The sequence below is a fragment of the Bacteroides sp. An51A genome (assembly GCF_002161565.1).
Taxonomy (GTDB): Bacteria; Bacteroidota; Bacteroidia; order Bacteroidales; family Bacteroidaceae; genus Phocaeicola; species Phocaeicola intestinalis.
This window is the reverse complement of the sequence record NZ_NFIC01000005.1, coordinates 138,971-157,444: the sequence shown is the minus strand read 5'-3', so window position 1 is coordinate 157,444 and position 18,474 is coordinate 138,971. Positions and strand designations below refer to the sequence as shown.

Genomic DNA, 18,474 nt, shown 5'->3' with positions numbered 1-18,474 from the left:
CCATTAACCTAATTATACAAAGCCATGGCAAACCTGAAAACCACATTTGCGGGACTGAAACTGAAAAACCCCGTTATCATCAGCAGTTCGGGACTGACCGACACCCCCGACAAAATCAAACAACTGGAAAATGCTGGTGCGGCAGCCGTTGTACTGAAATCGGTATTCGAAGAACAAATCCATGCCCAGACTGGAACTCTTCATGGATATGGCTCACCCGAAGCCGACGATTATCTGAACACCTACGTCCGTTCGCACATGCTTGATGCGCACATAAGCCTCCTGAAAGAAACAAAAAAACATTGCACCATTCCCGTTATAGCCAGCATCAACTGTTACAGCGATCAGGAGTGGACCAACTTTGCCGTGCTGATGGAGCAGGCAGGCGCCGATGCTTTGGAAATCAACATTCTCGCTCTACAGACCGAAAAGAACTACATCCCCGGCAGCTTCGAACAACGTCACCTTAACATTCTACGCCGTGTGAAGAAGGAAGTGAAAATACCTGTCATCATGAAACTGGGAAACAACTTCACCAATCCCGTAACTCTTATCGACCAACTCTACGCTAACGGTGCAGATGCCGTGGTTTTATTCAACAGGCTCTACCAGCCCGACATCGACATCGACCGACTTACCATCGGTAGCACCGATGTGATGAGCCAGCCGGGCGAACTAGCCTCCCGCCTGCGTTGGACCGCTATAGCTTCCGCTGCCGTACCCCAACTAGACTACGCCATATCAGGAGGCGTACACAACGGGAAATGCCTCGCTAAGTCAATCTTGGCAGGAGCTGCAGCCGCTGAAGTCTGCACGGCTGTATACCGTCATGGTACCCCTGTCATCGCTACCATGCTTGATGAATTGTCACAATGGATGGACAACAAAGGTTTTGATACGCTGGCGCAATACAAAGGCAAACTCAACGCACAAGTGGCAGGCGACATCAATCCTTTCGAGCGCACGCAATTTATGAAATATTACAGCGAACACCACGAATAAATAAATTCAGGACAAATCGTCAAAAGCCCCCTTAAACGAACATAAGTGATAAGACTGACTCACTTATGTGAAACGCCCGACTTACTTATGTGAAACGGCCAACTCACTTATGTTCATCAAAATGCTTGAAGTCACGATGACGCAGGGAAACACATATTTTGCAAAGAAAACGCCCGTATCATTGCACAGGTAAGAATAAAAGGATATATTTGCACAATATCGCACGAGTTGTGCAACCAATATACCCTAATTATGGAAAAAAGTTTCTTAGCGCTCATAGAGCAGAGCATCAAAACGAACTGGGACCTTGATGCGCTGACCGATTACAAAGGTGCCACCCTGCAATATAAGGATCTGGCACGAAAAATAGAAAAGCTGCATATCCTGCTAAAGGAAAGCGGCATACAGGCCGGCGACAAGGTGGCCATCTGCGGCAGGAACAGTTCGCACTGGGGAGTGGCATTCCTCGCCACACTGACCTACGGCGCAGTGGCAGTACCTATCCTCCACGAATTCAAGGCAGACAATATCCATAACATCGTTAACCATTCGGACGCGCGTCTGCTCTTTGTGGGTGACATGGCATGGGAAAGCCTCAACGAAGCTGAGATGCCCCGGCTGGAAGGCATCATTCTGATGACCGACTTCACCCTGCTGGTATGCCGGAGCAAACAACTGGAATACGCACGCGAGCACTTGAACGAACTGTTCGGTAAGAAATATCCCCGCAATTTCCGCCGCGAACACGTGACCTACCGTCGCGATGCGGAAGAAGAACTAGCAGTAATCAACTACACATCAGGTACTACCAGCTTCTCAAAAGGAGTTATGCTACCCTACCGCTCACTTTGGTCGAACACCCAGTTCGCCTTCGAAGTACTTCCCCTCCAGCCGGGTAACCGCGTAGTGTCAATGCTTCCTATGGCGCACATGTATGGGTTGGCTTTCGAGTTTCTTTACGAGTTATGCGCCGGGTGCCACGTATTCTTTCTCACGCGTATGCCCAGTCCGAAAATCATCGCTCAGGCATTTACTGACGTGAAGCCCCACATCGTTATTGCCGTGCCGCTCATCATCGAGAAAATCATCAAAAAAGGTGTACAGCCAAAAACTGAAACACTCAAGATGAAAATGCTCATGAAACTCCCCATCATCAACGGAAAGATAAACGAAGCCATCCGTGAACAACTGGTGAAGGGATTCGGAGGACAGTTCTACGAAATCATCGTAGGCGGCGCCGCTTTCAACAGTGAAGTGGAAACTTTCCTGAAAGGGCTGGATTTCCCCTACACCGTAGGCTACGGAATGACAGAATGTGGTCCCATCATTAGTTACGAAGACTGGAAACGATTCCGCCCAGGCTCATGTGGAAAAGCTGCGCCACGGATGGAAATACGTATCGATAGCCCCGAACCACATTATACGGTGGGCGAAATTCTGGTGCGGGGTGACAACGTAATGTTAGGTTACTACAAGAACCCCGAATCTACCGCCCAGGCAATTGATAAGGACGGATGGCTACACACGGGCGATTTAGGCATCATCGATGCAGAAGGAAATCTCTTTATTAAGGGACGGAGCAAGAACATGTTGCTCGGTCCGTCAGGACAGAACATCTACCCGGAAGAAATCGAGGAACAACTGAACAACCTTCCGTTTGTAGCAGAATGCATCGTCATCCAACAACGCGACAACCGGCTGGCAGCCTTGATATATCCTGACTTTGAAGCTGCCTATGCTCAGGGGATGACCGACCAGGACATTGAAGCAAAAATGGAAGAAAACCGGACGATGCTGAACGCCGCCCTCCCTTCGTACTCGCAGATAGCCGCCGTACGCATCTATCCCGAGGAATTTGAGAAAACCCCGAAGAAAAGTATCAAGCGTTTCCTGTATCAGGAAGTCAAGTAAAGAGAACGGATTCAATGTATGTCATTTATTCTCATCACGGAGTATGCAGATTCACACGGAGGTTTTTATTTTTCAACGTCCGGTTTTCTCCGCAACTGTATACTGTGATAGACAACATTCAAATTATATGAAACCAAACACGCTATTGGCAGGTATTTTATATACCTGCCTGCTTATGGCCACAGTGCTGCCGGCAAACGCCCAGCTACGCACCCAGAAAGGACAGAAAAAGGGCATCCACCTTGCACTGAACATTACAAATCAGAAAAAGCAACCTTCGCGCACATACTTCAACCTTGGACTACTGAGTAACTACCCATGCTTGAACGGTATGGGCATCAACGCCTTGTCCAGCGTAACCTACCACCATTCAAAAGGTCTTCAGGTAACAGGACTGACCAATATCACAGGGTTGGACGCTGCAGGATTCCAGCTGGCAGGCATTGCCAATGTAACGGGCAGGAACACATCCGGCATCGTGTTGGGCGGCCTGGTCAATGTAAACGGAGGAACGATAAACGGATTCGCATTGTCAGGCATTGGCAATATGAGTGCAAGAAACACGCGCGGCATTCTTTTCAGCGGGTTGCTGAATATGAGCAATGGAAATTCATCGGGAGTGCAGCTTGCAGGAATAGCCAATATTACCGGACAAGACCAAAACGGACTGATGTTGGGAGGACTGATGAATGCTTGTAAAGACACCATACGCGGTATGCAACTCACCTCTTTACTGAATGTAGTGGGCAGTGCCAACCAAGGCGTACAACTAGCAATGTTAGGTAATGTAGCGGTCACGAACCAAGGCGTGCAACTAGGTCTGGGAAACTACAGTGCTGAAAACAAAGGAGTACAGCTGGGAATAGCCAATATCTCCAGCCATGGTCACAAAAGCCTGCAACTGGGCTTTTTCAACCTCAGCTCAGACAGCCTTGCTCACCAGATAGGGTGCATCAATATTTCACCACACACACACATTCAGCTGATAGTTTCGAGCGGGAACTTGAATAAAGCAAACGTGGCGGTGCGCTTCAAGAACCGGTTCACTTACACCGAACTGGGCGGAGGTGCATGGTACTTCGATCTTGACCACGATCTCTCGGCTTCTGCTTTCTACCGCGCCGGTATATACCTCCCGCTTTGCCGCCTGTTGGAAATCAGTGCCGATGCTGGATTTTACCACATCGAAACACTTGATAACAAACACAAAGGATATCCTGCACGGACTTATGCCCTTCAACCACGCCTGAATCTGGAGTTCCGCATAACGAAAAGACTGGGCATCTTCGCCTCGGGTGGCTATGCCTGGACACGCCCGTATAGCAAGGGACACACCTTAGACCACAAAGGGACTTTCGAAGCCGGTATCGTTCTATTCTAAATGCAACACATTCCAAACAAAACTACATCTTTCTGCTACAAATAATAGGAATTCAACAATAATTCGCTATTTTTGCAAAAACAAAAAAGAAACAAGAGAAAAAGCATGAATGTAGCGATTATCAAATACAATGCAGGAAACATCTTCTCGATAGACTATGCCTTGCGCCGGTTAGGGATAGAGCCGGTCATTACCGCCGACAAGGAACTTATCCGAAAAGCGGATAAAGTCATCTTTCCGGGCGTCGGAGAAGCCAAGAACACCATGGAATACCTTCAGGAGCATCAGCTGGACCGGCTGATCACCGACCTGAAACAACCCGTTTTAGGCATTTGCCTGGGCATGCAATTGATGTGCCGGCATTCGGAAGAAGGTGATGTCCCGTGCTTGGGCATTTTCGATGTAGATGTCAAGCGTTTCCAGCCTGTCCGCCACGAAGACAAAGTGCCCCACATGGGTTGGAATACCATCCAATGCACAGACAAGCTATTGTTCAACGGTTTCGAACAAGAAGAATTTGTCTATTTCGTGCATAGCTATTACGTTCCGCTAAACGATTTTACGGCAGCCCGGACAGACTATATCCTGCCCTTCAGTGCCGCCCTGCACAAAGACAACTTCTATGCCACCCAGTTTCATCCCGAAAAGAGCGGGAAAACCGGAGAACGTATATTACAGAACTTTTTAAACATAGCATACTGACATGATAGAACTAATCCCAGCCATCGACATCATTGATGGAAAATGTGTCCGTCTCTCGCAAGGCAATTACAATTCGAAGAAGGTCTACAACGAGAATCCGCTGGAAGTAGCCAAAGAGTTCGAAGCATACGGCATCCGCAGATTACATGTGGTCGACTTAGACGGAGCCGCATCCCACCATATCGTGAATTACCGCACATTGGAACAGATTGCCACTCATACCTCGCTCATCATCGATTTCGGCGGAGGAATCAAGACATCGGGCGATATCGAAATCGCATTCGAGAGCGGTGCCGAAATGGTCACATTGGGCAGTGTAGCCGTGAAACACCCCGAATGGTTCTGTGAATGGCTGCAAACCTACGGAAACGAGAAAATCATTCTGGGAGCGGATGTGAAAGACCGCAAAATCGCCATCAACGGCTGGAAAGAAGAAAGCCCGATGGAACTGATGCCCTTCTTAGAGCAATACACACAAAAAGGAATCACCAAAGTATTGTGTACCGACATCAGCCATGACGGAATGCTGGACGGTCCTTCTCTCCCGCTCTATCAAGACATACTGAAAGCCTGCCCCGGAATTTACCTGATAGCCAGCGGAGGCATCAGCTGTATGGATGATATCCTGAAACTGGATGAAGCAGGCATCCCAGCCGTTGTATTCGGGAAAGCCATTTACGAAGGACGGATTTCACTAAAAGAACTTAGCCACTATATAATATAATAAGGAGTAGAGCGCATGTTAGCAAAACGAATCATACCCTGTCTGGATATAAAGAACGGACAAACCGTAAAAGGAACCAACTTCATCAACTTGCGCGAAGCAGGCGACCCCGTGGAACTGGGACAACTCTACAGCGGGCAAGGAGCCGATGAACTGGTCTACCTGGACATTACAGCCAGCCACGAAGGACGGAAAACGTTTACCGACTTAGTGAAACGCATAGCTGCCTGCATCAATATCCCGTTTACCGTAGGCGGAGGCATTCACGAGCTAAGCGATGTGGAGCGCCTGCTGAATGCCGGTGCCGATAAAGTATCGGTCAATTCTGCCGCTATCCGGAATCCCCAACTCATTGATGACATAGCCCAGCATTTCGGTTCTCAAGTATGTGTGGTTGCCATTGATGCCCGCCAAACGGAAAAAGGATGGAAATGTTATCTGAACGGAGGACGGGTGGAAACCGAAAAGGACTTGTTCAATTGGGCACATGAAGCCAACGAACGGGGAGCCGGAGAGATACTTTTCACCAGCATGGACCACGACGGAGTGAAAAACGGATACGCAAACAAGGCACTGGCAATACTGAGTGACACATTAACCATTCCGGTCATCGCTTCGGGAGGAGCCGGGAACAAACAGCATTTCAAAGACGCGTTCACGCAAGGGAAAGCCGATGCGGCACTGGCGGCAAGTGTATTCCATTTCGGCGAAATACCCATACCCGAACTGAAAGCATACCTCCATACGGAAGGCATTAACGTAAGAATTTAACTGATTATATATCTCATAACCCTTAAAATGAAAAAACTATGCAACCCGACTTTGATAAAATGGACGGATTAGTCCCTGCCATTATCCAAGACAGCTATACCCAAAAAGTGCTTATGCTTGGATTCATGAACAAAGAAGCCTACGAAAAGACCTTGACAACAGGCAAAGTCACGTTCTATAGCCGTACCAAACAACGCTTATGGACGAAAGGCGAAACCAGCGGGAACTTTCTGGAAGTAGTTTCCATAAAGAGCGATTGCGACAATGATACCTTGCTCATTCAGGCACACCCGACCGGTCCTGTATGCCATACGGGCACCGACACCTGCTGGGGAGAAAAAAACGAGCAAGACATCATGTTCTTGAAAGAATTGCAAGACTTCATCGACAAGCGCCACAAAGAAATGCCCGAACACTCGTATACTACCAGCCTGTTCCGCTCCGGAGTCAATAAGATGGCACAAAAAGTAGGCGAAGAAGCTGTAGAAACCATTATCGAGGCTTGTAACGGTACTGATGAACGTCTGATTTACGAAGGAGCCGACCTGCTGTATCACCTGATTGTACTACTCACCTCAAAAGGATACCGCATCGAAGACCTGGCACGGGAATTGAAAGAACGTCATAGCGCAACCTGGAAAAAACATTGATGACTTATGGACGAAACACCGCTAATCCGATACAAAGGAGTGGAAATCGACCAACAGGCTCTCTGCATCCTGCATGATGTGGACTTCGAACTGCATAAAGGAGAGTTCGTCTACATCATCGGCAAAGTGGGAAGCGGAAAATCTACTCTCCTGAAAACAATTTACGGAGAACTGGACATTGCGAAAGGAGAAGCCACCGTATTGGGCTATGATATGAAAAAACTGAAGCAAAAGAACATTTCCGAATTGCGGCGTAAACTGGGTATCGTGTTCCAAGACTTCCAGCTACTTATCGACCGGACCGTACACGACAACCTGGAATTTGTGTTGCGTGCCACCGGATGGAGACAACGGCAAGCCATCGAAAACCGTATTGCGGAAGTACTCGAACGGGTAGGCATGGAAAACAAAGGCTATAAGATGCCCAACGAACTGTCCGGAGGCGAACAGCAACGCATCGTGATAGCGCGCGCCATACTGAACAGTCCAGATATTATCCTCGCCGATGAACCGACAGGAAATCTGGATGTGGAAACCGGACGAAACATCGTGGAACTGCTGAAGGAAATATGCAATCAAGGCTCGGCTATCATTATGACTACCCATAACCTTCACCTACTCTCCGAATATCCGGGAATCGTTTACCGTTGCGAACAGCATCATTTGCAACGCATTGGCGAATCCTAAAAAAAACAAAGAGACCAAGATTTTAGCGGCAAATCATAAAAAGACCGTGAAATATTCGTATCTTTGCGCACAGAAAAGAAAAAAGTATTTAAACAGAACAATTAAAAATTCGAAACTGAAAATGAAAGTTTTAAAGTTTGGAGGAACGTCGGTAGGCTCGGCACAGAGAATGAAAGACGTTGCCAAATTGATTACCGACGGCGAACAGAAAATCGTAGTCCTGTCTGCCATGTCGGGTACAACCAATACCTTGGTCGAAATTTCAGATTATCTGTACAAGAAAAACCCAGAAGGTGCGAATGAAATCATCAACAGGTTGGAAAGCAAATACAAACAACACATTGATGAACTTTATTCTACAGAGGAGTACAAACAGAAGACACTGGAATTTGTAAAATCGGTATTCGATTACATCCGGTCGTTTACAAAAGATATTTTTACGTTGTTCGAAGAAAAGGTAATCTTGGCACAAGGAGAAATCATCTCTACCAACATGGTTACCAACTACCTGTGCGAACAAGGCGTAAAAGCCTATTTGATTCCTGCACTGGAATTCATGCGCACGGACAAAAACAGTGAACCTGACTTGAATTATATCCGCGAGAAACTTGCCGCACAGCTGGAAGCACATCAGGGACAAGACATCTACATCACCCAAGGATTCATCTGCCGCAACGCATACGGCGAAATCGACAATCTGCAACGGGGTGGAAGCGACTATACCGCATCCCTCATCGGAGCCGCTATCAACGCTTCTGAAATCCAGATATGGACCGACATCGACGGCATGCACGACAATGACCCGCGTGTGGTTGACAAAACATCGCCTGTACGCCAGCTGCATTTCGAAGAAGCCGCAGAACTGGCATACTTCGGTGCTAAAATCCTGCACCCCACCTGCATCCAGCCTGCCAAATATGCCAATATTCCGGTGCGCCTGCTGAATACGATGGAACCAAGCGCCCCCGGTACCTTGATTTCAAATGATACCGAAAAGGGGAAAATCAAAGCCGTAGCTGCCAAAGACAACATAACAGCCATTAAAATCAAGTCGAGCCGTATGCTGCTGGCTTACGGGTTCTTACGGAAAGTATTCGAAATATTCGAAAGCTACCAGACCGCCATTGATATGGTCTGCACCTCGGAAGTAGGCGTATCGATGTCGATAGACAATACCAAACATTTAAATGAAATTGTCAATGACTTGAAGAAATACGGCACCGTTACCGTTGACCACGACATGTGCATCGTCTGTGTTGTGGGCGACCTGGAATGGGAAAACGTGGGCTTCGAAGCCAAAGCGCTCGATGCGATGCGTGACATTCCGGTACGTATGATTTCATTCGGAGGCAGCAACTACAATATCTCGTTCCTGATTCGGGAATGCGACAAGAAGAAAGCCTTGCAATCCTTGAGCGACGTGCTGTTCAATACCGGCAAGTAATGAAATCTTCTTCATAACTTTTATATAACACGAAAAGCGGATGGTACGGTTGTAACACAAACCGCATCGTCCGCTTTTTTTATAATACTTAATACAAATCGATTATGAAAGGTATTTTTCCTGTAGAGAGATTCCAAAACGTAGAAACTCCTTTTTATTATTACAACGCCGACCTGTTGCGCGAGACATTGAACGTTATCCGCACCGAAGCCGGAAAGTACAACAAATTCTGTGTGCACTATGCCATCAAGGCAAACGCCAATCCTAAAATCTTAGGCATCATCCGCGAGAGCGGACTGGGAGTAGATTGCGTAAGCGGCTGGGAGATAGAAGCGGCTATCCAAGCAGGGTTTCCCGCAAGCAAGATCGTATTTGCCGGAGTGGGCAAGACCGACAAGGAAATCAACCTTGCACTCGACCACGACATCTTTTGCTTCAACGTAGAGTCTGTTCCCGAACTGGAAGTCATCAACCAACTGGCTGCCGGCAAGAACAAGATAGCACGCGTAGCTTTCCGCATCAATCCCGATGTAGGAGCACATACACATGCCAATATCACCACAGGACTTGCCGAAAACAAGTTCGGCATCAGCATGCAGGATATGGATAAGGTTATCGACCGGGCACTCGAAATGAACCACGTGAAGTTCGTCGGCCTGCACTTCCACATCGGTTCGCAAATCCTGGATATGGGAGACTTCATCGCCCTGTGCAACCGTGTAAACGAATTGCAGGAAAAACTCTACGCACGCCAAATCATCGTGGAACATATCAACGTAGGAGGAGGGCTGGGCATCGATTACGCGCATCCCAACCGGCAATCCATCCCCGACTTTGCCGAATACTTTGCTACCTACCACAAGCACCTGAAGCTTCGCCCACAACAGACTTTGCACTTCGAGCTGGGCCGTTCTGTAGTAGGACAATGCGGAAGCCTCATCACACGCGTCATATACGTGAAACAAGGCACCAACAAGCAATTCGCCATCGCCGATGCAGGCATGACCGACCTCATCCGCCCTGCCCTTTACCAGGCATACCACAAGATAGAAAACATTTCCTCCGAAGAACCGGTGGAAACCTACGATGTAGTAGGGCCTATTTGCGAATCGTCCGATGTCTTTGGAAAAGCCATCGACCTGAACCGCACACATCGTGGCGATTTTCTTGCCATCCGATCTGCAGGCGCATACGGAGAAATCATGGCATCCGGGTACAATTGCCGACCGCTCCCGAAAGGCTACACGTCGGACGAACTGAGATAACACATTCCCGGTTCTTTACTCCTGCAAACAAATACCTGACCGCTCCGCCAGATGCGTGCAGATGCATCTGGCGGAGCGGCTTAGTTTCAGACCGGTTTCAACAGGCTGAAACTACCGTTTTCACCTGATAAAACTATACGCTCAACCCGATAAAACCTTTAATACAAACCGGCATTCCTTCCCGTACAGCCCCATAGCTTCATCCGCTTGCCCCGGCACATCATGTCACGCCATTTGATTCTGCTAATTTTATATGCATATTCCAAAGAATTTATTACCTTTGCACGCTGAAGCAGAATAAGGTAAACATTAAAAACGAATAAAATAAGATGGAATTAGCAAGTAAGTACAATCCCGCAGATGTGGAGGGGAAATGGTACCAGTATTGGCTGGACAACAAACTATTCAGTTCGAAACCCGACGGACGTGAGCCGTACACCATCGTCATCCCGCCGCCCAACGTGACCGGCGTGCTCCACATGGGACACATGCTTAACAATACCATTCAGGACATCCTGGTGCGCCGCGCACGCATGACCGGCAAGAATGCCTGCTGGGTGCCGGGAACCGACCATGCCTCGATTGCCACCGAAGCAAAAGTAGTAAACAAGCTGGCACAAGAAGGCATTAAGAAAACCGACCTGACACGCGATGAATTCCTGAAACACGCATGGGCGTGGACAGACGAACACGGAGGCATCATCCTGAAGCAATTACGCAAGCTGGGCGCATCGTGCGACTGGGACCGCACGGCATTCACCATGGACGAAACGCGCAGCAAGAGCGTCATCCGTGTCTTTGTAGACTTATACAATAAAGGACTTATCTATCGCGGTGTGCGAATGGTGAACTGGGACCCGAAAGCCCTGACCGCACTTTCTGACGAAGAAGTTATCTATAAGGAAGAACATAGCAAGCTCTATTATCTCCGCTATAAGGTAGAAGGAGATTCCGAAGGACGCTATGCCGTAGTAGCCACCACCCGTCCCGAAACCATCATGGGTGATACGGCGATGTGTATCAACCCCAACGACCCGAAGAACCAATGGCTGAAAGGCAAGAAAGTGATTGTTCCGCTGGTGAACCGTGTGATTCCAGTTATCGAAGATGATTATGTGGATATCGAATTCGGTACAGGCTGCTTGAAGGTTACGCCGGCACACGATGTAAACGACTATATGCTGGGCGAAAAGCACAACTTGCAAAGCATCGATATCTTCAACGACAACGGAACCATCAGCGAAGCCGCCGGACTTTATGTAGGCATGGACCGCTTCGAGGTACGCAAGCAAATTGAAAAGGACCTGGAAGAAGCCGGACTGATGGAGAAAGTGGAAGCCTATACCAACAAGGTAGGCTTTTCGGAACGCACCAACGTGCCTATCGAGCCGAAGCTCTCGATGCAATGGTTTCTCAAGATGCAGCACTTTGCCGATATGGCATTGCCTCCGGTAATGAACGATGAACTGAAATTCTATCCCGCCAAGTACAAGAATACGTACCGCAACTGGCTGGAGAACATCAAGGACTGGTGTATCAGCCGCCAGCTTTGGTGGGGACACCGCATCCCGGCTTATTACCTTCCCCAAGGCGGATACGTAGTAGCTGAAACGCCGGAAGAGGCATTGAAGTTGGCACAAGAGAAGACTGGAAACGCCGCTTTAACCATCTCCGACCTCCGTCAAGACGAAGACTGCCTCGATACGTGGTTCTCTTCATGGCTTTGGCCTATCTCGCTCTTCAATGGCATTCTCGACCCGGACAATGAGGAAATCAACTACTACTATCCGACGAGCGACTTGGTGACCGGACCGGACATCATCTTCTTCTGGGTGGCACGTATGATTATGGCAGGTTATGAATACAAACACGACATGCCGTTCCGCAACGTGTACTTTACCGGTATCGTGCGTGACAAAATCGGACGCAAGATGTCGAAGTCGTTAGGCAACTCGCCCGACCCGCTGGAACTGATAGAGAAATACGGTGCCGACGGCGTGCGCATGGGGATGATGCTTTCGGCTCCCGCCGGAAACGATATCCTGTTCGACGATGCGCTTTGCGAACAAGGACGTAATTTCAACAACAAGATATGGAACGCCTTCCGTCTGGTGAAAGGATGGAACGTGGCCGACATCGAACAGCCCGAATATGCCCGCATCGCCACGGAATGGTTCAAGGCAATGCTGGCAAAAACCACCCTTGAAGTGACAGACTTATTCGGCAAATACCGCCTGAGCGAAGCGCTGATGGCAGTTTACAAACTCTTCTGGGACGAATTCTCAAGCTGGTACCTCGAAATGGTGAAGCCCGCATACGGACAACCCATCGACCGCACCACCTACGAACAGACCCTGAAGTTCTTCGAAGCCTTGCTCATGCAGTTGCATCCGTTCATGCCGTTCATCACCGAAGAATTGTGGCAACACATCTACGACCGCCAGCCCGGCGAAAGCATCATGACGCAACAGCTGGACAAAGCGGAAGGGTTCAACGAAGCTTTGGTAAACGATTTCGAGAAGGTAAAAGAAGTCATCGGAGGCATCCGCACCATCCGCTTGCAAAAGAACATTGCACAGAAAGAAACCCTGGCTTTGGAAGTGGTTGGAGCAAATCCGGTATCCGCATTCAATTCTATCCTGGCAAAGATGGGAAACCTGTCCGATATCCATACGGTAGAAGCAAAAGCAGAAGGCGCAGCGGCCTTCATGGTAGGTACTACCGAATATGCCGTGCCATTGGGCAACCTCATCAATGTAGAAGAAGAATTGAAAAAGCTGGAAGCCGACCTGAAATATCAGGAAGGATTCCTGCAGAGCGTGCTGAAAAAGTTAGGCAACGAGAAGTTCGTAAGCAAAGCGCCTGCCAATGTGATTGAAATGGAGCGCAAGAAGCAGGCAGATGCTGAAACTAAGATTGCCGCACTGAAAGAAAGTATCGCCGCACTGAAGAAATAACTTTTTTAGAATGAAGAATGAGAATAAGGTTAACTGATAAGTTTCTCTTCTTCATTCTTAACTCTTCAACCTTACCGATATGAAAAAACGCTTCCAATTCTGCCTGCTCGTATGCAGTACCTTAATTATCTCTGCTTGCAACCTGAATGTCCCTTTGCGATACGAAAAGCCAAGCAATAACGATACCTATACGATAGATTACCTGTTCCAGCACGACGGAGTAAAAGTATACCGTTTCCGGGACAGAGGAAACTACGTATATTTCACGACTCGTGGAGATGTAACCAGCATCCACGCAGATTCAACCCAACAACGTACCATCACCATCCATCGGGAAGACAGCATTGTTTCCCCGATTTGGTAAGAAAGGATTTAATCCGTTCAGCAATTTAGTCGCACATTTTTTCGGAGATATGGAAGAAAACTTGTAATTTTTCCGCCGGAAATAAACATATAAGTTCATCTGGTGTAAGATTATTAATCTTCAAGCTGCAAGATTATTAATCTTCAAGCTGCAAGATTATTAATCTTACAAGCGGAAGATTATTAATCTTACACCAGACGAAGCTATATTTTAATTTTACGATTTGACAATTTACTATCTACTATTTGAGCATTAAATCGTACTTCGTAAATCGAAAAATAGTAAATCAAAAGAATCTGCGAAAATCTGTGTTTCTGATAATATCATTTCATTTTGCACACCTGCTTAATACATAGATTTACCGCAAAGGCTTCAGCTTGACAATCTCCCCCAGTTCAGGAACAATGACGGGCATGTTACGCTTCTTTGCTTCCGCCTTAAACACATGGGGAGGGTCGAACAAAGGTTCGTCCGAGAGGTCGAACGTACCGTAATGCATCGGGATAGTCATGCAGGCATGCATCTCGGCAGAAGCCGTCAACGCATCGTACGGAGAAATGTGGTTCGGTTTCATAAACCAGCGAGGCTTGTAGGCACCGATGCCGATCATGCAATAATCGATATGCGGAAACATGTCGGGCAATTCTTGAAAATGTTGCGCATAACCGGTATCTCCACTATTGTAAATAGTAATTCCGCCCGCTTCTATCATAAAAGACCCCCAAAGCCTCATTCCCCCATCATTCACGCCCCGTTTGCTCCAATGCTGGGCAGGCAGGAAAGTGAGCCGCACCCCGTCTGCCTCATATTGCTGATACCAGGCAGCTTCTATCACTTCCATTGCCGGGAACCAACTCTGAATCAACGTACCTGTATTAATGCCGCAAAACAACTTCATCTGCGGATTATCGGCAAACAAGCGTGCCACACTCGGCTTGTCCAAATGGTCGAAATGGTCGTGGCTGATAAGCAAATAGTCGATGTCCCTAAAAACAGATACATTGGCGGGGAACGGGCTCCGGCGTTTCACGAAAGGAATGCTTCCATACACCGGGTCTATCATAAACCGCTTGCCTCCCAACTGGAGAAAGAAAGAATTATGTCCCAGCCAAATCAACGAATTGCCCACTACGGCGTCCAGCGAACGAAGGAAATGCACTTTCGGATCCCATTTGATGGTGCGTTTTTCTTTCCGTTGCGGATTGGGAGACAGGCGCCATTTCAATACACTCCCCATCCCCGGCCGCCAACGGTGCTGGCGGTTAAAAAACTTTCCCCCTGCTGTAGGATTGCCACGCCAATGTGGATTGACCGTGCGCAACCGCTCGTTTCTGCGAAATGAAATGCGCTCTCCCATAAGCCTTTTAGTAATGAAGAATGAAAAATTAAGAAACAACGTTCGGCGTAAGCCAATGAAGAACAACGTACTTCATCCACATCTTATTTTTCCAACAAGTCTTTCAAAAATGCGTCCAGTTCCTCATCCAGTCCTTTCAGCAATTCATCGTTTAAGAACAAGGTTTCATTGTCATCCATCAGCAACAGGTCTGCTACAGTCTCCTTCTCGTCATCCACCAGCACAAACGAATACGGCTTCATCAGCGAAAGCTTGTCCAGCAATCCCTGTTCCTTCAATGCCGTCACTTCAGCACGAAGCAGAGGTTCTATTTCCGTATAGAAATCGTCTCCTTCATAATTCACCCATTCGGCAATGACCGTACGTGCCAGCACTTCATCATCATCGTCATAAATCACCAACTCTCCATTCTCCTGTCCCGGATGCAAATGTATGTCTGTCAGCACCGATTCCTCGCCGTTACCACGATATCTCCCGATAGCTTCTTTCAGAGCCGAAGCAATAGCCTTATGCGACTGTTCACTAATATCCATCATATCTACGTTATTATCTTGACCAAATGTACAAAAAAATTCAATAACAACAATTTTATTCCGACAAATTGTTTCCAAAACGCCCCATTTGGATATTCAGATGAGGGAACTGCCGCATCCGTTTCTCCAGTTGCAGAGCCGAGAACTTCCATACCTGCTCCTCTTCCGAGCCGGATCCGACATACTTCTTTGCATCATCCAGCCATTTCCTTGCTTCATCCAGCTTACCCAACATTTCAGAGGCTAAAGCCAAATTGATAGCAGCACGCCCTTTCACTTTACCCGATTTGCGCTTCCCGTAAAGCGAATGCCACAACGCTTTGGCTCCTTCCCAGTCACCTTCATTGACACATACCGCCGCATCGCGCATTTCGACACACCCTCCGGCAAAATAAACCCGGTCGGTACGCTCCCAATAAGGTGCAACCTGACGTGCCAGCAAGTGTGCCGAGAAATCTGCCACATATTTCAGCAAGACTTTATCGGAAGGCATCTGGTCCAGATCCCAGTCCAGACTGTCTACCGGAGCCACCATACGGAGCGGCCGTTCGCGCACCGGCGAATAAATACTCAATACCGGAGTGACCTGTGTCAGTACAACAGGCCAAGGCTCAATCAGTCCCGGATACATCACTTCCCGCTTAACGTTCTGCACAAACACACGGTCTAATGAAAAAAGCATGTCCACACCCAATTCCCGGGTCAATCTGCCCACTTCCTCCTTCGACAACGGACGGATTTCGGCATTATCCGAAGCAACCTTGTCATTCAGTGCCGAATCGCATATTATCACCTGATTGAAATATCTGGAATCGGCCAATGCAGCGGCAAATGCTTCCGCCGTCTGCTTTCCGTCACCGTTTAAGCTGCCCAGTGTAGCCACACTGTTCTTTGCCAGCGGTATCGAAGGCATATTATTGACTACTGCAACCGATTCAACCTGTCCCGGCAAGCTGACTTCTGCCGGACATAGCTGGTCGAACGAAAGGGTCTGCACAGACACACACGATGCAAATCCCCATGCCACCAGCATACAACAACATAAAATCCGTATGTTCATAAACATATTCTTTTTCCTTGGTAATGCACAAAGATAAGGAGAAAAAGTGAAACTCCCCCTCATCCTGCATGGTTTTATCACATTTTCATAACCGATAACAGCATGAAAAACATCCCGCCGGCACCAAGGGCACAAATATCGCGAATCATAAAAAGAAACAAAGAAAGCGGAAGTCACCGATTATGTCACCCAAAAAAGTGTCGGATTTTCGGGATAGCAAGAGCAAAAAACACAAAAAGCCCACTAAAGCGGTTACTTTAGTGGGCTTTTATCCGTTTATGACTTGGCAGTAGTACACCCGTGGGGAGTCGAACCCCAATCGTCGGAACCGGAATCCGATATTCTATCCATTGAACTACGGGTGCATTGTTTTTTTAATTGCGGCACAAAAATACAATTATTCTTCATTCTATCCTAATGATTCGGATAAAAAATTCGTATGAGCCTATGAAAACAAGGAATAAAAGCATGTCATTTTTCCCATAAACAAAAATAATCCATTTACATTATGACAATATTATCAATAAAAGCATTGCAATTTTACAAAACATTTATACCTTTGCATAACTTTACAAATAATTAATCACGCAAAAATTATGAGCTATCTGATAAAACCAGCAAACTACAAACCCCTGCTCGACATGAAACAGACAGAGCTTGGCATCAAACAAATCAAGGATTTCTTCCAGCAAAACCTATCCTCCGAACTACGCCTGCGAAGGGTGACAGCTCCCCTGTTCGTCTTAAAAGGTATGGGAATCAACGATGACCTGAACGGTGTGGAACGTCCCGTCACATTCCCCATCAAAGACCTTGCCGACCAACAGGCCGAAGTGGTACACTCGCTTGCCAAATGGAAAAGAGTGACCCTTGCCGACTATCACATCGAGCCGGGATATGGCATCTACACAGACATGAATGCCATCCGTGCCGACGAAGAACTGGGCAACCTGCACTCGCTTTACGTCGACCAATGGGACTGGGAACGGGTCATCACGCCCGAACAACGCACCGTAGAATTTCTGAAAAGCATCGTGACACGCATCTATGCCGCCATGCGCCGCACTGAATTCATGATTTGCGAAGCATATCCGCAGATTACCCCCTTTCTTGCCCATGATATCCACTTCATCCATGCACAAGACCTGCTGGACATGTACCCGGACAAGACTCCCAAAGAACGTGAGAACCTGATTACCGAACGGTTAGGCTCTGTTTTCATCATAGGAATCGGAGGCAAACTAAGTGACGGAAAGCCTCATGACCTCCGTGCCCCGGATTATGATGACTATACAACCATCGACCCCAAAACCGGACTTCCGGGACTGAACGGTGATCTGCTGGTATGGAACGAGGTATTAGGCCGCGCCATTGAGCTCTCTTCCATGGGTATACGCGTAGACAAAGCCGCCATGCTGAAACAACTGGAACTGGCAGGCAAAGAAGAACGTACCAAGCTTTATTTCCACAAACGGCTGCTCGAAGGTTCGCTGCCCCTCAGTATCGGTGGTGGAATCGGACAGTCACGCCTATGTATGCTCTACTTGAAAAAAGCACATATCGGAGAAATACAGGCAAGCATCTGGCCCGAAGACATGCGGAAAGAATGTGCCGATTGGGGAATGCAGTTGATATAATTTAATCAGGGACTAGGTGACCAGGTTTT

Annotated in this window: 16 protein-coding genes and 1 tRNA gene; 13 read left to right on the top strand and 4 right to left on the bottom strand. The window is 47.8% G+C overall.

Going from position 1 to position 18,474, the window contains the following annotated elements; genetic code table 11:
* Positions 1-24 precede the first annotated feature (24 nt).
* The 12 genes from B5G04_RS11205 to B5G04_RS11150 all read left to right on the top strand — a co-directional run bounded on the left by B5G04_RS11205 (position 25) and on the right by B5G04_RS11150 (position 13,858).
* The gene (locus B5G04_RS11205) at positions 25-1,002 is read left to right on the top strand and encodes a dihydroorotate dehydrogenase-like protein (protein WP_022040199.1); all 978 of its coding nucleotides are present in this window, start codon (positions 25-27) and stop codon (positions 1,000-1,002) included.
* Between the two features lie 252 nt (positions 1,003-1,254).
* On the top strand, positions 1,255-2,913 hold the full coding sequence (locus B5G04_RS11200; RefSeq protein ID WP_022040198.1) for an AMP-binding protein: 1,659 nt from the start codon (positions 1,255-1,257) through the stop codon (positions 2,911-2,913).
* 127 nt (positions 2,914-3,040) lie between these two features.
* Positions 3,041-4,294, top strand: a complete 1,254-nt coding sequence (locus tag B5G04_RS11195) for a hypothetical protein (RefSeq protein WP_087397216.1) — start codon at positions 3,041-3,043, stop codon at positions 4,292-4,294.
* Between the two features lie 105 nt (positions 4,295-4,399).
* Positions 4,400-4,996 (top strand): imidazole glycerol phosphate synthase subunit HisH, encoded by a 597-nt coding sequence (gene hisH / locus B5G04_RS11190; RefSeq protein ID WP_087207291.1) that lies wholly within the window; start codon positions 4,400-4,402, stop codon positions 4,994-4,996.
* Between the two features lies 1 nt (position 4,997).
* Positions 4,998-5,720, top strand: coding sequence for a 1-(5-phosphoribosyl)-5-[(5-phosphoribosylamino)methylideneamino]imidazole-4-carboxamide isomerase (gene hisA / locus B5G04_RS11185; RefSeq protein WP_087250892.1), 723 nt, complete (start codon positions 4,998-5,000; stop codon positions 5,718-5,720).
* 15 nt (positions 5,721-5,735) lie between these two features.
* Positions 5,736-6,491 carry an imidazole glycerol phosphate synthase subunit HisF gene (gene hisF, locus B5G04_RS11180; protein ID WP_087397214.1) on the top strand — a complete coding sequence of 252 codons (756 nt, stop codon included), beginning with the start codon at positions 5,736-5,738 and terminating at the stop codon, positions 6,489-6,491.
* A gap of 38 nt (positions 6,492-6,529) precedes the next feature.
* Positions 6,530-7,141 (top strand): bifunctional phosphoribosyl-AMP cyclohydrolase/phosphoribosyl-ATP diphosphatase HisIE, encoded by a 612-nt coding sequence (gene hisIE, locus B5G04_RS11175; protein ID WP_087207293.1) that lies wholly within the window; start codon positions 6,530-6,532, stop codon positions 7,139-7,141.
* Between the two features lie 6 nt (positions 7,142-7,147).
* Positions 7,148-7,828: an ATP-binding cassette domain-containing protein gene (locus tag B5G04_RS11170; protein WP_087397212.1), complete on the top strand. Its 681-nt coding sequence runs from the start codon at positions 7,148-7,150 to the stop codon at positions 7,826-7,828.
* 121 nt (positions 7,829-7,949) lie between these two features.
* A complete protein-coding gene (locus tag B5G04_RS11165) occupies positions 7,950-9,272 on the top strand; it encodes an aspartate kinase (RefSeq protein WP_022040193.1) in 1,323 nt (440 codons plus the stop codon).
* Between the two features lie 104 nt (positions 9,273-9,376).
* The gene (gene lysA / locus B5G04_RS11160; RefSeq protein ID WP_022040192.1) at positions 9,377-10,537 is read left to right on the top strand and encodes a diaminopimelate decarboxylase; all 1,161 of its coding nucleotides are present in this window, start codon (positions 9,377-9,379) and stop codon (positions 10,535-10,537) included.
* A gap of 329 nt (positions 10,538-10,866) precedes the next feature.
* Positions 10,867-13,494: a valine--tRNA ligase gene (locus B5G04_RS11155; protein ID WP_087397210.1), complete on the top strand. Its 2,628-nt coding sequence runs from the start codon at positions 10,867-10,869 to the stop codon at positions 13,492-13,494.
* Between the two features lie 79 nt (positions 13,495-13,573).
* Positions 13,574-13,858, top strand: coding sequence for a DUF4884 domain-containing protein (locus B5G04_RS11150; RefSeq protein ID WP_087397208.1), 285 nt, complete (start codon positions 13,574-13,576; stop codon positions 13,856-13,858).
* Positions 13,859-14,216: 358 nt separating this feature from the next.
* Here B5G04_RS11150 and B5G04_RS11145 read toward each other — a convergent pair whose 3' ends face one another.
* The 4 genes from B5G04_RS11145 to B5G04_RS11130 all read right to left on the bottom strand — a co-directional run bounded on the left by B5G04_RS11145 (position 14,217) and on the right by B5G04_RS11130 (position 17,173).
* Positions 14,217-15,215: an MBL fold metallo-hydrolase gene (locus B5G04_RS11145; protein WP_087397206.1), complete on the bottom strand. Its 999-nt coding sequence runs from the start codon at positions 15,213-15,215 to the stop codon at positions 14,217-14,219.
* A gap of 83 nt (positions 15,216-15,298) precedes the next feature.
* Positions 15,299-15,748, bottom strand: a complete 450-nt coding sequence (locus tag B5G04_RS11140) for a hypothetical protein (protein ID WP_022040524.1) — start codon at positions 15,746-15,748, stop codon at positions 15,299-15,301.
* A gap of 55 nt (positions 15,749-15,803) precedes the next feature.
* Positions 15,804-16,808, bottom strand: a complete 1,005-nt coding sequence (locus tag B5G04_RS11135) for a DUF6340 family protein (protein ID WP_087397204.1) — start codon at positions 16,806-16,808, stop codon at positions 15,804-15,806.
* 293 nt (positions 16,809-17,101) lie between these two features.
* Positions 17,102-17,173, bottom strand: a tRNA-Arg gene (locus tag B5G04_RS11130).
* A 231-nt stretch (positions 17,174-17,404) separates the two neighbouring features.
* Here B5G04_RS11130 and asnA point away from each other — a divergent pair.
* Positions 17,405-18,445, top strand: coding sequence for an aspartate--ammonia ligase (asnA, locus tag B5G04_RS11125; RefSeq protein ID WP_022040522.1), 1,041 nt, complete (start codon positions 17,405-17,407; stop codon positions 18,443-18,445).
* Positions 18,446-18,474: the final 29 nt, after the last annotated feature.

Coding starts and splice junctions, on each gene's coding strand:
- lysA (WP_022040192.1), top strand. CDS start 9,377: ATGAAAGGTATTTTTCCTGTAGAGAGATTCCAAAACGTAGAAACTCCT.
- B5G04_RS11155 (WP_087397210.1), top strand. CDS start 10,867: ATGGAATTAGCAAGTAAGTACAATCCCGCAGATGTGGAGGGGAAATGG.
- hisA (WP_087250892.1), top strand. CDS start 4,998: ATGATAGAACTAATCCCAGCCATCGACATCATTGATGGAAAATGTGTC.
- B5G04_RS11200 (WP_022040198.1), top strand. CDS start 1,255: ATGGAAAAAAGTTTCTTAGCGCTCATAGAGCAGAGCATCAAAACGAAC.
- hisH (WP_087207291.1), top strand. CDS start 4,400: ATGAATGTAGCGATTATCAAATACAATGCAGGAAACATCTTCTCGATA.
- B5G04_RS11150 (WP_087397208.1), top strand. CDS start 13,574: ATGAAAAAACGCTTCCAATTCTGCCTGCTCGTATGCAGTACCTTAATT.
- B5G04_RS11205 (WP_022040199.1), top strand. CDS start 25: ATGGCAAACCTGAAAACCACATTTGCGGGACTGAAACTGAAAAACCCC.
- hisF (WP_087397214.1), top strand. CDS start 5,736: ATGTTAGCAAAACGAATCATACCCTGTCTGGATATAAAGAACGGACAA.
- hisIE (WP_087207293.1), top strand. CDS start 6,530: ATGCAACCCGACTTTGATAAAATGGACGGATTAGTCCCTGCCATTATC.
- B5G04_RS11140 (WP_022040524.1), bottom strand. CDS start 15,748: ATGGATATTAGTGAACAGTCGCATAAGGCTATTGCTTCGGCTCTGAAA.
- B5G04_RS11165 (WP_022040193.1), top strand. CDS start 7,950: ATGAAAGTTTTAAAGTTTGGAGGAACGTCGGTAGGCTCGGCACAGAGA.
- B5G04_RS11135 (WP_087397204.1), bottom strand. CDS start 16,808: ATGAACATACGGATTTTATGTTGTTGTATGCTGGTGGCATGGGGATTT.
- B5G04_RS11195 (WP_087397216.1), top strand. CDS start 3,041: ATGAAACCAAACACGCTATTGGCAGGTATTTTATATACCTGCCTGCTT.
- B5G04_RS11170 (WP_087397212.1), top strand. CDS start 7,148: ATGGACGAAACACCGCTAATCCGATACAAAGGAGTGGAAATCGACCAA.
- B5G04_RS11145 (WP_087397206.1), bottom strand. CDS start 15,215: ATGGGAGAGCGCATTTCATTTCGCAGAAACGAGCGGTTGCGCACGGTC.
- asnA (WP_022040522.1), top strand. CDS start 17,405: ATGAGCTATCTGATAAAACCAGCAAACTACAAACCCCTGCTCGACATG.